The sequence below is a fragment of the Streptomyces sp. NPDC045021 genome, from assembly GCF_056432645.1.
In genome coordinates this window covers 304,899-318,740 of sequence record NZ_JBWKIQ010000009.1, presented here as the reverse complement: position 1 = coordinate 318,740, position 13,842 = coordinate 304,899, and the positions used below count along the sequence as shown (strand labels likewise).

Sequence of the window (13,842 nt, the reverse complement as noted above, 5' to 3'; positions counted from 1 at the left end):
GCGTTTGTAGAGTTGCTCCGGCACGGGGATTTTCGGCGGCACGAGAGGCAGTCACATGGCGGGGGACACGCAACCGGCGCAGGACCACACGGTGAAGGTGATGGTGGTCGACGACCACCCCATGTGGCGGGACGCGGTCGCCCGGGACCTGTCCGAGGCCGGCTACCAGGTGGTGGCGACGGCGGGCGACGGGCCGGAAGCCGTGCGCAGGGCCAGGGCGGCGAAGCCCGAGGTGATCGTGCTGGACCTCAACCTGCCGGGGATGTCCGGAGTGCAGGTCTGCAAGGACGTGGTCGCGGACAACCCCGCGCTGCGGGTGCTGGTGCTGTCGGCGAGCGGCGAGCACGAGGACGTGCTGGAGGCCGTGAAGTCCGGCGCCACGGGGTATCTGCTGAAGTCCGCGGGCCGCGACGAGCTGGTGGAGGCGGTCCGCAGGACGGCGATCGGCGACCCGGTGTTCACCCCGGGACTGGCCGGACTGGTCCTGGGCGAGTACCGGCGGCTGGCCTCCGACCCGGCCCCCACGTCCTCCGACGAGCCCGAGGCGCCGCGGCTGACGGACCGCGAGACCGAAGTGCTGCGCCTGGTCGCGAAGGGACTGAGTTACAAGCAGATCGCCGAGCGGCTCGTCATCTCGCACCGCACCGTGCAGAACCACGTACAGAACACCCTCGGCAAACTGCAGCTGCACAACCGGGTGGAACTGGTGCGTTATGCGATCGAGCGCGGCCTCGACGGCGAATGATCCTGTTCGCACCATCCCGCATGTGACCCAAGTCACGCTAGCGTTGCCCGAGTTGGATTCCGTAAGGCAATGCGACGCAGTGCCGGCGAAGGGAAGAGTCCATGCGGGTCGGAGTACTGACCGGTGGTGGTGACTGCCCCGGTCTCAATGCGGTCATCCGCGCGATCGTCCGCAAGGGTGTCCAGGATTACGACTACGAGTTCATCGGCTTCAGGGACGGCTGGCGGGGTCCCCTCGAAGGCGACACCGTGCCGCTCGACATCCCCGCCGTGCGGGGCATCCTGCCGCGCGGTGGCACCATCCTCGGTTCCTCGCGCACCAATCCGCTCAAGATCGAGAACGGGATCCGCCGGGTCAAGGAGAACCTGGCCGCCTTCGAGGTCGATGCGCTCATCGTGATCGGCGGCGAGGACACCCTGGGGGTGGCCGCGACCCTCTCCGACGAGCACGGCATTCCGTGCGTCGGCGTTCCCAAGACCATCGACAACGATCTCTCCGCCACCGACTACACCTTCGGCTTCGACACGGCGGTGAACATCGCCACCGAGGCCATCGACCGGCTGCACACGACTGCCGAATCGCACATGCGTGTCCTCGTCGTCGAGGTGATGGGCCGGCACGCCGGCTGGATCGCCCTGCACTCGGGGCTGGCCGGCGGGGCCAACGTCATCCTCATCCCGGAACAGCGCTTCGACGTCGACCAGGTCTGCGGCTGGGTGGAGAGCCGGTTCAAGATCCGTTACGCACCCATAGTCGTCGTCGCGGAAGGCGCCATGCCGAAGGACGGGGACATGGTGCTGAAGGACGGCACGCTGGACTCCTTCGGCCATGTACGCCTCTCCGGCGTGGGCGAATGGCTCGCCAAGGAGATTGAGAAGCGCACCGGCAAGGAGGCCCGGACCACGGTGCTCGGGCACGTCCAGCGCGGTGGGACGCCCAGCGCTTTCGACCGCTGGCTGGCCACCCGTTTCGGGCTGCACGCCATCGACGCGGTGCGCGACGCGGACTACGGGAAGATGGTCGCGCTGCGCGGAACGGACATCGTCCGGGTGCCGATCGCGGAGGCCACCGCCCGGATCAAGACGGTCGATCCGAAGCTCTACACGGAGGCCGGGGTCTTCTTTGGCTGAACCTTGAACTCCGCTGCTTGCAGCAGACGATCAGTGCGCCTTATTCTCCGTCCACCCGGCTTGTCCGGCCGCTTCGTTTTCCCCCTTTGAGCACATGAGGAGCGCCCGGTATGACGGGTGTGACGAACAGGTGGCGCACACCTGTACTGGCGGTCGCAGGCGGCACCGCTTCGGGCAAGTCCACCCTTGCCGAGGCGCTGTCGCTGCACCATCACGAGACCATCGGTCTGATCCACCTCGATGACTTCTACGTGCCCGCGCACGACACCGTGCGCGGTGTCCGCACGGTCAGCGCGAGCGGGTCCGAGGTCCTGGACTGGAACCATCCCGGCTCGATCGACGAGCTCGCGGTGGTCGCGGCGATCGAGGCCGCGGCCACCTCGGGCCGGCACCGGCTGGTCGTCGTCGAGGGGCTGTTCGCCCTCACCTTGCCGTCGGTCGCCGGCCGTGCGACATGGCGGGTGTACGTCGACACCCCCGACGACATCCGGCTCGCCCGCAAGATCCTCCGCAAGATCGACGTCCAGCGGCAGGACCCGCGGTTGTCGCTGCTGAACTACCTGGAGACCGGGAGGGAACGGCATGCCGCGCATGTCGCCCCCTCCCGGGCACTGGCCGACCTGGTGGTCGACGGCACCGCCGACGAGTTCCAGATGATCGCCGAGGTGATGATGCTGATCGGCCCGGTGCTGGTCTCCCCGGTGCTCGCCGATCCGGTGCTGGACGCCTCGGCGTTCAGCGAGACGGCGTGAGGACGGCGGCCAGCAGCTCCGCCGTGATCGCGGTGCCGTTCAGGGTGAGCACCGACTCGGGGTGGAACTGCACGCCGGCGAAGCCCGGCCCGCGCATCGCGTGCACGTCGCCGGTGGCCGGATCGCGGCTCAGCTCCACCCGGTGGGTGGCGAGCTCCTCGGCGGCCGCGTCGTCGCAGCGCGCCGTGAAGGTGTTGTAGAAGCCGACGGTCTCCGGCCGGCCGAAGAAGTCGATGCGCTCCTGGGCGCCCTGGAAGGGGACGTCCTTGCGCACGATGTCCAGCCCGAGCTCCGCCGCGAGCAGCTCCTGGCCGAGGCACACGCCGAGCAGCCCCTGCCGGTGGCCCTTGACCAGGTCGGCGGCGAGAGTGCGCAGGAAGCGCATCTTCGGGTCGGTCGCGTCGGCCGGATTTCCGGGGCCGGGGCCGAGCACGACCGGACCGTCGTGGGACAGCGCCGCCTCCCGCAGGCCCGGCTCGTCGTACCGCCGTACGGTCACGCCCAGGCCGGACGAGCGCAGCACATGCGCGAGCATCGCCGTGAAGGTGTCCTCCGCGTCGATCACCAGCGCGTGCGCCGACAGCGCGAGCCGGTCGGCCGGCGACGGCTCGACCTGCATCCGCAGCCAGAACGGCGCCAGGTCGGCCCGCCGGGCGTCCAGCGCGGCCCGCACCCTGATGTCGTCGGCCAGCCGGAACGCGGGCTCGGGCGCGCGCTCCGGGGCCGGCCGCACACCGAGCGCGGTCAGTACCCCGGCCGCCTTGGCGTGCGTCTCGGCGACCTCGCCGCGCGGGTCGGAGTGCCGGACCAGCGTCGCGCCGACCGGGACCTTCAACTGCCCGGCAGGGTCGATGTCCGCGGTCCTGATCAGGATCGGCGAGTCCAGAGTCCGCGTCCCGGCTGCGTCCCGGCCGATCAGCGCCAGCGCGCCGGCGTAGTAGCCGCGGCCCCCCGGTTCGTACCGACCGATGACACGGCAGGCGTTCTGCACCGGGGAGCCGGTGACGGTCGCGGCGAACATCGTCTCGCGCAGCACGTCCCGTACGTCCATGGTGGTGCGGCCGCGCAGCTCGTACTCGGTGTGCGCGAGGTGCGCCATCTCCTTGAGCCGCGGGCCGACCACCACGCCCCCGAGGTCGCCGACGGTGCACATCATCTTCAGTTCCTCGTCGACCACCATCGTCAGCTCCTCCACCTCCTTGGCGTCGTGGAGGAAGGCGAGCAGCCCCTCGGTCTCCGGTCCGGTGACGGGGTAGCGGTACGTGCCGCTGATCGGGTTCATCACGACGGTGCCGCCCGCCATCCGCACATGCACCTCGGGACTGGCGCCCACCAGCGTGCGGTCCGGGGTGTGCACGACATACGTCCAGTACGCGCCGCGCTCACCGCTGAGCAGCTTCCGGAAGAGCGCCAGCGCGGAGCGCGGCCCGTACCCCGCGATCTGCCCCCTGAAGGTCCGCCGGATCACGAAGTTGGCGCCCTCGCCGCGGCCGATCTCGTCCTCGATCACCCGCTCGACGATCCCGGCGTAGGTGTCGTCGTCCACGTCGAAAGCACCGTCGTCGACCGTCACCTCCTGGTCCGGGAGCGCGGCCAGGACGTCCGCGAGCGGCAGCTCGTACGACTCGTCGGGCCGCAGCACGGCCAGCGGCGTCCCGTCGTCCCGTGCGTCGAAGCCGCGCTCGCGGATCTGCCGGAACGGCACCAGCGCGAGCGCGTCCAGCGCCGGGCCGTCGCCCGGTGCGCCGTCCGGCAGGGTGATGTCGCGCAGCCGCTCGGCCTCGGTGACCGGCCCGAGGAGCACTTCGACGAGGTCGGCGTCGCGGCCCGGGGTGCGGCGGCGGAGCAGGGCGAAAGGTGGGCAGCCGGGGGAGAGCAGCCGCTCGACGAGGTCGGCTGCTGTGGTTTCGGTGCCGGAGACGGGATGCACGGCGGGTCCTTCCGATGGGCGGACAACGGAGGGAGCGGCCGGAAAACAGAAAAGGCCGCCCCTTGGGCGGCCTTCGCGGTGAGTCGTTACGTACGCGCGATGAGGTGGGCCGCCGGTTGAGCGGGCCACCACCAGTTGGTGTGCTGTTGCGCGAACATGCTGAGAACCCTAGCGCACGGGCGGCGGCGCAGTGGGGCTCGTCTCATCTCGTCTCATCCATTGGGCGGCGTCGGATTCCGCCTGTCGTCACCCCGTAGTGTGGTCTGCGTGACCGTGAACGCTAACCCCGCAGCCGGTGGAAACACCTGGCGATCCCTTCCCGCGGCGCAGCAGCCCGAGTACCCCGACTCCGAGGCGTTGCGCACTGTGCTCGCGGACCTTGAGTCGTATCCGCCTCTCGTCTTCGCCGGCGAGTGCGATCAGCTGCGTACCCGCTTGGGGGCTGTCGCCCGTGGCGAGGCGTTCCTGTTGCAGGGCGGCGACTGCGCCGAGGCCTTCGACGCCGTGTCCGCGGACCAGATCCGCAACAAGCTCAAGACGCTCCTGCAGATGGGCGCGGTGCTGACGTACGCGGCCTCCGTGCCGGTCGTGAAGGTGGGCCGGATCGCCGGCCAGTACTCCAAGCCGCGCTCCAAGCCGACCGAGACCCGCGACGGCGTCACGCTGCCGACCTACCGCGGCGACTCGGTCAACGGCTTCGCCTTCACCGAGAAGGAGCGGGTCCCGGACCCCGAGCGGCTCAAGCGGATGTACAACGCGTCCGCCTCGACCCTCAATCTGGTGCGGGCTTTCACCACCGGTGGCTACGCGGACCTGCGCCAGGTGCACGCCTGGAACCAGGACTTCGTGAAGTCCTCGCCGTCCGGGCAGCGCTACGAGGCGCTGGCCCGCGAGATCGACAACGCGCTGAACTTCATGGCGGCGTGCGGGACCGACCCCGCCGAGTTCCGGACCGTGGAGTTCTACGCGTCGCACGAGGCGCTGCTGCTGGACTACGAGTCGTCGCTGACCCGCGTCGACTCGCGGACCGGTTCGCTGTACGACACGTCGGGCCACATGGTGTGGATCGGCGAGCGCACCCGGCAGCTCGACGGGGCGCACATCGAGTTCGCCTCGAAGATCCGCAACCCGATCGGCATCAAGCTCGGCCCGACGACGACGCCGGAAGAGGCGCTGACGTACATCGACCGGCTCGACCCGGACCGTGAGCCGGGCCGGCTGACGTTCATCGTCCGCATGGGCGCGGACAAGGTCCGTGACAAGCTCCCGACGCTGGTCGAGAAGGTCACGGCCTCGGGCGCGCAGGTGGCCTGGGTGACCGACCCGATGCACGGCAACACCTACGAGGCGGCGTCCGGCCACAAGACGCGGCGCTTCGACGACGTGCTCGACGAGGTCAAGGGCTTCTTCGAGGTCCACAAGGGCCTCGGGACCCACCCGGGCGGCATCCACGTCGAGCTGACCGGCGACGATGTGACCGAGTGCGTGGGCGGCGGCGACGAGATCTTCGTCGACGATCTGCACCAGCGGTACGAGACGGCCTGCGACCCGCGGCTCAACCGCAGCCAGTCGCTGGACCTGGCGTTCCTGGTCGCCGAGATGTACCGGGGCCAGTAGTCCTGGCGGACGGCCGGGAGACGGCACAAGGGGCGCGGATCACACAGATCCGCGCCCCTTGCCGCTTTTCACCTACGGAAGTGCCGGGTAAGGTAAGGGTAACCTCAGCCCAGGCGCCCGAGAGGGGTGAACCGCGTGTACGTCTGCTCTTGCTTCGGCATCACCGAGCAGCAGGTCAAGGAGCACGCGAACTCCGGCGCCTGCAGCCCCCGCAAACTGGCCTCGGCCTGCAAGGCCGGCACCGACTGCGGATCGTGCGTCAAGCGCATCCAGGCACTGCTCGGCCGGACGGCGACGCCCGCGGCCCAGCCGGCTGCTGCGCAGCTGGCCGCCACGGAAGAGCCGATGGCCGAAGCGGCCTGAGCGTCAGCTCTCCGGTTGTTCGATGAGCTGCGCGATGTAGAGCGGTTCACCCAGCTTCTCGACCAGCTCGAGCTGGGTGTCGAGATAGTCGATGTGGTGCTCCTCGTCCTCGAGGATCGACTCGAAAATGTTCGCCGAGGTGATGTCGCCCTTGGTCCGCATCACTTCGATACCGCGCTTGAGGCGGTCGATGGCCTCGACCTCCACCTGACGGTCGGCTTGGAACATCTCCGTGACCGTCTGGCCCACCCGTACGTGGAACAGCCGCTGGTAGTTCGGCAGGCCGTCGAGGAAGAGGATGCGGTCGGTCAGCAGCTCCGCGTGCTTCATCTCGTCGAAGGATTCGGCGCGGGTGTATTTCGCGAGCTTCGTCCAACCGAAGTTCTCCTGCATCTTCGCGTGCAGGAAGTACTGGTTGATCGCGGTCAGCTCTGCGGTCAGCTGTTCGTTCAGGAACTCGATGACCTCGGGGTCGCCCTGCATGGCAACGCCGTCCTTCCAAAGGGAATCGACAAGATGGGCGCATCCTTGCACTGCGGAAGCGGCTGATCCAGTAAGTGCACGCTTACGTCCTGTGGCGACAGCGGTCCCGAATCGGGCGTAGCCCGGTCAGAAGCACTGCGTCCCGTCTGTCACCATGGAGTCATGGGTCAGTCCGAAAGCCGTGAGGGAGAGCTTCCCCCGGGGCAGCGGCTACAGCGGGGCTGGCCGGTCACCCACTACGGTCCCGTGCCGCGCTTCAAGCCGGACCGGTGGGAGTTCCGGGTCTTCGGCGCCACCGCTGACGGGGACAAACACTGCTGGAACCACGAGGAGTTCTCGGCGCTGCCGTACTCGACCGTGAAGTCCGACTTCCACTGCGTGACCAAGTTCAGCATGGTCGGCATGGAGTGGGGCGGTGTCTCCGCCGCCACGATATTGAAGCTCGCACCCCCCGCGCCCGGTGTCACGCACGTGATGGTGTGGGCCGAGTACGGCTTCTCCTCGAATCTCCGGATCGAGGACTTCTCCGACGACAAGTCGATATTCGCCACCCACAAGGGCGGCGAACCGCTCACCGCGGAGCACGGTTTCCCGGCCCGGCTGGTGGTCCCGCACCTTTACGCCTGGAAGGGCCCCAAGTGGGTCAGGGGCGTGGAGTACATGACCGCCGACCGCCGCGGCTTCTGGGAGGAGCGCGGCTATCACAACGTCGGCGACCCCTGGACGGAGCAGCGCTACTCCTACCAGGAGGAGCCCGGGGACGGCCCGGAGCTCTGACCGCCCGACCTGATCGTCCGGCGGCCCGCGCCGGCGGTCAGTGGAACCGGTGGACGACGGCGTGGCCCTTGCCGCGGCCTATCAGCCACTTGTTGACCGGTGTGGTCACGAGGAAGGCGACGACGAAGGACAGCGCCAGGCTCACCCAGAACAGCGCGTCCGACAGGGTCGCGTCCATGGCGCCGGGGAAGACGATGATCGTTCCGTTGTCGGCCAGCTCCATGAAGATGATGGAGACGGTGTCGGCGGCGAGCGCGACCCGGAACGCGGCGCGCAGATCCAGGCCGGCGCGCAGGACGCCGCGCATGGTGAGCGCGTAGCCGAAGGCGAAGGCCAGCACGATGGCCAGGATCATCGTGGGCACGTTGTGCCAGCCGAGCGCGGTGCCGATCAGCATGCCCAGGACCTCGCCGATGGCGCAGCCGGTGAGGCAGTGCAGGGTGGCCGTCGCCGCCATCCGCCAGGACGCGGCAGCGTGGCCGGTGTGTCCGGCGTGCCCGGTGTGCGCTTCGGGTCCGGAGTGCCCCGCGTGATCGGTGTGCCGTTCGTGGTGCGCGTGCTCCTCGTACGTCGCGTGGTCGTGCTGCATGACGTTCCACCCCCATCGGGAACCGACGATTGGTTGCTCTGCAGCCAACCGTATACCCCCCTGGGGTATTCCCATAAGGAATTGTCAGACCGGCGGACCGTCCCTCAGGGCCTTCAGGAGCGCGACGTCCGCGGCATGGCCCTCGGGGCCGCCCGGGGTCTCGATGATCAGGGGAACGCCGGCGGTGGCGGGATGGCCGAACAGCTCGCGGAACGGCTCGGCGCCGATGTGGCCGGCGCCGATGTTCTCGTGCCGGTCCTTGTGGGCGCCGCTCACGTCCTTGGAGTCGTTGGCGTGGATCAGCTTCAGCCGCCCCTCACCGACGGTGTCCACCAGCTCGTCGAGCAGCAGCTTCATCCCCCCGGGCGCCGCCATGTCGTGCCCGGCCGCGAAGGCGTGGCAGGTGTCCAGGCAGACCCCCAGTTTCGGATGCCGGTCCAGGGCGTCGGCGTACGGGCCCAGGTCCTCGACGAGCGAGCAGAGCGAGGCGCCCTGGCCCGCCGTCGGCTCCAGCAGCAGCCACGGGTCGTCGTCGTGGGTGAGCTCGTCGAGCAGCGGCAGCATGTGCTCCCGCACCTGCGCCAGAGCCGCCGAGCGGGGCCGCCCGCCCGTCGCGGACCCGGTGTGCACGACCACGCCCAGCGCGCCGATCTCCCGGCCCCGGCGCAGCGAGTGGCGCAGCGACTCCACCGACTTCTCCACCGTCGCGGCGGTGTCCGAGCCGAAATTGATCAGATACGGCGCATGGACGTACGCCGGCACCGATCCGGCGGCGCATCCCGCGCGGAACAGCTCGTCCTGCCGCGGATCGCCGGGCGGGGTGGCCCAGCCGCGCGGATTGGCCACGAAGACCTGGACTGCCTCGGCCGTCAGCCGCTCCGCGTTGGCCAGCCCGACGGTCGCGAGGCCGCCGGCCACGTGCACATGTCCGCCGACGGGATTGCGCCTCATCGGACCCACACGGTGATCGTGGCGCCCTTGGGCGCCTGCCCGCCCCCCTCCGGCGACTGGCTGAACACGGTGTCGCCGAAGAACGCGTGCATCACCCGGATGCCGAAGCCCGCGTCCTTGAGGATCTGCTTCGCCTCGCCCGCGCTCCTGCCCTTCACATCCGGCACGTCGAAGAGCTGCTGGCCCTTGGAGAGCGTGATCGTGACGGTGTCGCCCGCACCGGCCCGGGCGCCCTTGTCCGGAGTCTGGAGGGCCACCTTGTCCTTGTCGGCCACGTCCGAGAAGACCTTCTCCGGGGCGAGCACGACAGTGAGCCCGGCGTCCTGCAGCGCCTGCTGGGCGTCGGCGACCGAATCGCCGATCACGTCGGGAACGTCCACCGCGGCGCCCTTGCTGACGACGATCGACACGACGGCGTCCGGCGACCGTTTCGTACCGGCCGGCGGGTCCGTGGAGATCACAGCGCCCTTGGGCACGTCCTCGGTGAACTCCTGCGTCACCGCGCCCGGGGTCAGTGCCGCGCCCTTGATCTGCTCCTGCGCCGCGGCCAGCGTCTTGCCCGTGACATCGGGTACGTGGACCTCCTGCGGCCCCTTGGAGACGGTCAGCGTGACCTCCGCGTTGTTGCGGACGCGCTTGCCCGGTCCCGGATCGGTGGAGATCACCTGGCCGCGGGGGACGGTGAGGCTGAAACCGGTGGCGATCTTCGCGTGCAGCCCGGCACGGTCGATCTTCTGCTCCGCGTCCGCCTGCGACAGCGCCAGGACGGCGGGGACCTTGGTGAACTGGCCGTCGCTGATGTACCAGACGCCGGCCCCGACCCCGAGGACCAGCAGCACCGCCACGACCAGCGCGAGCACACCGCGCCGCGGACCTCGGCGGGCGGGCCGGTGGCCGGCGGGACCCGACGGTCCTGACGGACCCGCGGGCACCGGCGGCAGCGGTGGCGGCAGCTGCAGGACACTCGTGCGGTTGAGCTCCTCCTCGGGCGGCAGGACCGGCCGGGAGATGATGCTGGTCTGCTCCTCGTCGCCGCCCGGCACACCCTGCGAGTCCTTCTGCCAACCGGTGGCCGGGACGGCGTCCTGCGGCTCCTGAGCGATCTCCGCCGCCCGGGGCGGCACCACGTCCAGCTGCTCCTGGCTCAGCGCCTGGCGGGTGGTGTGCAGCTGCGCCAGCAGCTCCACCGCGTCGGCGGGACGCAGCTGCGGGTCGCGCGCGGCGGCCCGCCCGACCAGGGCGTCCAGCACGGGCGCCAGCCCGGGGACGGTCTCCGACGGCGCGGGGATGTCCTCGTTCAGCACCTGGAAGATCACCTGCATCGGCGTACCGCCGGTGTGCGGCTTTCCGCCGGTCAGCATCTCGTACAGCAGCACGCCGCAGGCGTACACGTCCGTGCGCTGGTCTATGGTGCCGTGTTCGATCTGCTCCGGGGCGAGGTACGAGACCGTGCCCAGCACCGAGCCGGTCGTCACGCTGGTGTTGGTGTCCACCGCCCTGACCAGGCCGAAGTCGACTACCTTCACCCGGCCGTCGTCGCCGATCAGGACGTTCTCCGGCTTCACGTCCCGGTGGATCAGCCCGGCCCGGTGCGCGGCGCCGAGCGCGGCCAGCACCGGCTCCAGGATGTCCAGCGCGGCACGCGGCTGCAGGGCGCCGCGCTCGCGCAGCACGTCGCGCAGCGTGCAGCCGGCGATGTACTCCATGGCCAGGTACACGAACGTGCCGTCAGTGCCCTGGTCGTACACGCCGACGACGTTCGGGTGCGCGAGACGGGCGACGGCCTTGGCCTCGCGGATGAAGCGGTCGACGAAACCGGCGTCCGCCGCCAGCCCGGGGTGCATCACCTTCAGCGCGAGCACGCGGTCGAGGCGGGTGTCCACAGCCCGGTAGACCGTGGCCATACCGCCGACGGCGATGCGCGCCTCGACCCGGTAACGGCCATCGAGCGTCTGCCCGACGAGAGGGTCCTGCAGGGTCGTATCCACGACACGGAAGTCTACGAGCCGTCGCCGACACGTCTCACCGAACGCGGCCGTACTGTGTCCCGCCCGTACCGATCCGGGACGCAACCGTGACCGTCCGCCCCGGTGGGAGGCGGACCGGGGCCCGGACCGGGGTACGGATCGGGTCACGGGTCAGGTCCCGGATCAGGCCCTGGACGAGGTCGCGCTGAAGGCGGGCCGTTCGGGATCGAAGGCGGCCACGCCCTCGACCGGGGACGACGCGGCGGCGTAGTGCCGGCGGGGGATGCGTCCGGCCCGGAACGCGAGCCGCCCCGCCTCGACCCCGTGCCGCATGGCCCCCGCCATGAGCACCGGCTGCTGGGCCCGCGTCACCGCCGACGCCAGCATGACCGCGGCGCACCCCAGTTCCATGGCGAACGCCGCGTCGGACGCGGTACCCGCCCCGGCGTCGAGGATGACCGGGACGCCCGCCCGCTCGGTGATCAGCTGGAAGTTGTGCGGATTGCGGATCCCGAGCCCGGAGCCGATGGGCGAGCCCAGCGGCATGATCGCCGCGCAGCCCACGTCCTCGAGCTTGCGCGCGAGCACCGGGTCGTCGTTGGTGTAGGGCAGGACGGTGAATCCGTCGTCGACCAGCGTCTCGGCGGCGTCGAGCAGCTCGACGGTGTCGGGCAGCAGGGTGCGCTCGTCGGCGATGACCTCCAGCTTGATCCAGTCGGTCCCCAGCGCCTCGCGGGCCAGCCGCGCGGTGAGGACGGCCTCGCCCGCCGTGAAGCAGCCGGCCGTGTTCGGCAGGACGCGGATGCCGTGCCTGCCCAGAACGGAGAGCACCGAGCCCTTCGTCGCCGGGTCCAGGCGGCGCATCGCGACCGTGGTGAGCTCCGTACCGGAGGCGAGCAGCGCCTGTTCGAGGATCTCCAGGCTGGGCGCACCACCGGTGCCCATGATCAGCCGGGAGGTGAAGGGGACGCCGGCGATCCGCAGGGTGTCGTCGGCGGTGTGCGGAGTGTGCGCGGGGTGCGGCACGGGATCAGCCTCCCTGGACGGCGGTGAGGACCTCGACGCGGTCGCCGTCGACGATCGCGGTGGTGGTCCAGCGGCTGCGGGGGACGACGGCCTCGTTGACGGCGGCGGCGACGCCCGAGGGGGCGGCGGTCAGGGTGGCGACGAGACGGTCGAGGGTCAGGCCCTCGGCGATCTCGCGGGCCTCACCGTTGACGGAGACGGTCATGCGGGCTGCTCCTGAAGCGTGAAGCGTGCGGGGGAGAAGGGCCGGGCCGACTCGGGCACCGAGCCCGTCGTGAGCAGCTCGGCCATGATGTCGCCGGTCACCGGGGTCAGCAGGACGCCGTTGCGGTGGTGGCCGGTGGCCAGCAGCAGACCGGGCAGCGCGCTGCGGCCGAGCAGCGGGGCGTTGTCGGGCGAGCCGGGGCGCAGCCCCGCGAGGGTCTCGACCAGCGGCAGTTCGGTGAGCCCCGGCACCAGCTCGTGGGCGTCGCGCAGCAGTTCGTAGACGCCGCCCGCGGTGACCGTGGTGTCCCAGCCGAGCTCCTCGCTGGTCGCGCCGATGACGAGCTCACCGTTCGCGCGCGGCACGAGGTACACATGGCCGCCGCGCACCACGGCCCGCACGGTGCGGGAGAGGAAGGGCGCGTGGGCCGGCGGGATGCGCAGTCGCAGGATCTGCCCCTTGACCGGGCGGACCGGGGGCAGGGCGTGCTCGGGGATGCCCGGCAGGCCGCCGCTGCGGCTGCCCGCCGCCAGGACGGTCTGCTCGGCGGCGATCACCGTGCCGTCGTCGAGCACCGCGCCGGTGGCGTGGTCCCGTACGGTCTCGACGCGCGCCACGGAGCGCCGGTGCAGGGCCACGCCCGCGAGTTCGGCCGCGCGCAGCAGCGCCGCGGCCAGCCGCCGCGGATCCACCTGGTGGTCGCCGTCGACGCGCAGACCGCCCCGCACGCCGGGTGCCAGCATCGGCTCCAGCCGGCGGCACTCACGGCCGGAGAGCCACTCGGACTGCAGACCGAGCGACGTCTGGAAGGCGTGCAGCTCGCGCAGGTCGGCGCGGTCGTCGGCGTCCAGGGCGACGGCGAGCGTGCCGCACGGCCGGTAGCCCAGGCCCAGCCCGGTGACGTCCTCCAGCTCCGCGGCGAAGGACGGATAGCGGCGGGCCGACGCGAGATTGAGGTCGAGCAGCGTCTGCTCGCCGTACTGCAGCTCGGTGACGGCGGCCAGCATGCCGGCCGCGACATGTGCGGCGCCGCCGCCCGGCGCCGGGTCGGCGACCGCGGTGCGCAGCCCGCGCTGCGCGGCGCGCCAGGCCGTGACGAGTCCGATGATTCCGCCGCCCACGACCAGTACGTCGTAGCGGTGGCGAGATGGATGCATGAGTGTCCCGCTCCTCCCTTCGCCGGCATGACCCGGATCAGGTTCGTACGGTCGGCGGCCGGTCAGCCGCCCTCTCAGCCCGGTACGTCCGGGCTCCCGCGAGTGCGTTAGCCCCGCCACCCTAGTACGCGGCCCCGATCCGCGGTAAGG

General features: G+C 70.7%; 14 protein-coding genes and 1 riboswitch. Of the genes, 6 read left to right on the top strand and 8 right to left on the bottom strand.

Annotated features, from left to right (window positions below; translation table 11 throughout):
* The first annotated feature begins 55 nt into the window (after positions 1-55).
* The 3 genes from AC07DC_RS26895 (at position 56) to AC07DC_RS26885 (ending at position 2,627) form a co-directional block, all read left to right on the top strand.
* Positions 56-745, top strand: coding sequence for a response regulator (locus AC07DC_RS26895; protein ID WP_478917049.1), 690 nt, complete (start codon positions 56-58; stop codon positions 743-745).
* Between the two features lie 101 nt (positions 746-846).
* Entirely contained in the window at positions 847-1,875 is a 1,029-nt protein-coding gene (locus AC07DC_RS26890) for a 6-phosphofructokinase (RefSeq protein ID WP_478917048.1), read from the top strand.
* Positions 1,876-1,985: 110 nt separating this feature from the next.
* On the top strand, positions 1,986-2,627 hold the full coding sequence (locus AC07DC_RS26885; protein WP_478917047.1) for a uridine kinase family protein: 642 nt from the start codon (positions 1,986-1,988) through the stop codon (positions 2,625-2,627).
* Here the strand turns inward: AC07DC_RS26885 and AC07DC_RS26880 are convergent.
* Positions 2,611-4,557, bottom strand: a complete 1,947-nt coding sequence (locus AC07DC_RS26880; protein WP_478917046.1) for an anthranilate synthase family protein — start codon at positions 4,555-4,557, stop codon at positions 2,611-2,613. The two genes, AC07DC_RS26885 and AC07DC_RS26880, sit on opposite strands and share 17 nt — an antisense overlap.
* Positions 4,558-4,824: 267 nt before the next feature.
* On the opposite strand from AC07DC_RS26880, the gene AC07DC_RS26875 reads away from it, so the two are divergent.
* Complete coding sequence (locus AC07DC_RS26875) at positions 4,825-6,174, top strand: class II 3-deoxy-7-phosphoheptulonate synthase (protein ID WP_478917045.1); 1,350 nt, start codon at positions 4,825-4,827, stop codon at positions 6,172-6,174.
* Positions 6,175-6,300: 126 nt separating this feature from the next.
* Positions 6,301-6,537 (top strand): (2Fe-2S)-binding protein, encoded by a 237-nt coding sequence (locus tag AC07DC_RS26870; protein WP_478917044.1) that lies wholly within the window; start codon positions 6,301-6,303, stop codon positions 6,535-6,537.
* 3 nt (positions 6,538-6,540) lie between these two features.
* Here the strand turns inward: AC07DC_RS26870 and bfr are convergent, their stop codons facing one another.
* On the bottom strand, positions 6,541-7,020 hold the full coding sequence (gene bfr / locus AC07DC_RS26865) for a bacterioferritin (RefSeq protein ID WP_478917043.1): 480 nt from the start codon (positions 7,018-7,020) through the stop codon (positions 6,541-6,543).
* Between the two features lie 162 nt (positions 7,021-7,182).
* On the opposite strand from bfr, the gene AC07DC_RS26860 reads away from it, so the two are divergent.
* On the top strand, positions 7,183-7,797 hold the full coding sequence (locus AC07DC_RS26860) for a sulfite oxidase-like oxidoreductase (protein WP_478917042.1): 615 nt from the start codon (positions 7,183-7,185) through the stop codon (positions 7,795-7,797).
* Between the two features lie 37 nt (positions 7,798-7,834).
* On the opposite strand, the gene AC07DC_RS26855 is transcribed toward AC07DC_RS26860, so the two are convergent.
* The 6 genes from AC07DC_RS26855 to thiO all read right to left on the bottom strand — a co-directional run bounded on the left by AC07DC_RS26855 (position 7,835) and on the right by thiO (position 13,692).
* A complete protein-coding gene (locus tag AC07DC_RS26855; RefSeq protein WP_478917041.1) occupies positions 7,835-8,386 on the bottom strand; it encodes a DUF4396 domain-containing protein in 552 nt (183 codons plus the stop codon).
* A gap of 84 nt (positions 8,387-8,470) precedes the next feature.
* Positions 8,471-9,337 carry a deoxyribonuclease IV gene (locus tag AC07DC_RS26850; RefSeq protein ID WP_478917135.1) on the bottom strand — a complete coding sequence of 289 codons (867 nt, stop codon included), beginning with the start codon at positions 9,335-9,337 and terminating at the stop codon, positions 8,471-8,473.
* Positions 9,334-11,325, bottom strand: coding sequence for a Stk1 family PASTA domain-containing Ser/Thr kinase (pknB, locus tag AC07DC_RS26845; protein ID WP_478917040.1), 1,992 nt, complete (start codon positions 11,323-11,325; stop codon positions 9,334-9,336). The genes AC07DC_RS26850 and pknB overlap by 4 nt, the downstream gene beginning before the upstream one ends.
* A gap of 162 nt (positions 11,326-11,487) precedes the next feature.
* On the bottom strand, positions 11,488-12,330 hold the full coding sequence (locus tag AC07DC_RS26840; RefSeq protein ID WP_478917039.1) for a thiazole synthase: 843 nt from the start codon (positions 12,328-12,330) through the stop codon (positions 11,488-11,490).
* Positions 12,331-12,334: 4 nt separating this feature from the next.
* On the bottom strand, positions 12,335-12,535 hold the full coding sequence (thiS, locus tag AC07DC_RS26835) for a sulfur carrier protein ThiS (RefSeq protein ID WP_478917038.1): 201 nt from the start codon (positions 12,533-12,535) through the stop codon (positions 12,335-12,337).
* Entirely contained in the window at positions 12,532-13,692 is a 1,161-nt protein-coding gene (gene thiO, locus AC07DC_RS26830) for a glycine oxidase ThiO (RefSeq protein WP_478917037.1), read from the bottom strand. Before thiO ends, thiS begins: the two co-directional genes overlap by 4 nt.
* A riboswitch (TPP riboswitch) is annotated at positions 13,689-13,802 on the bottom strand. (Overlaps the previous gene by 4 nt.)
* Positions 13,803-13,842: the final 40 nt, after the last annotated feature.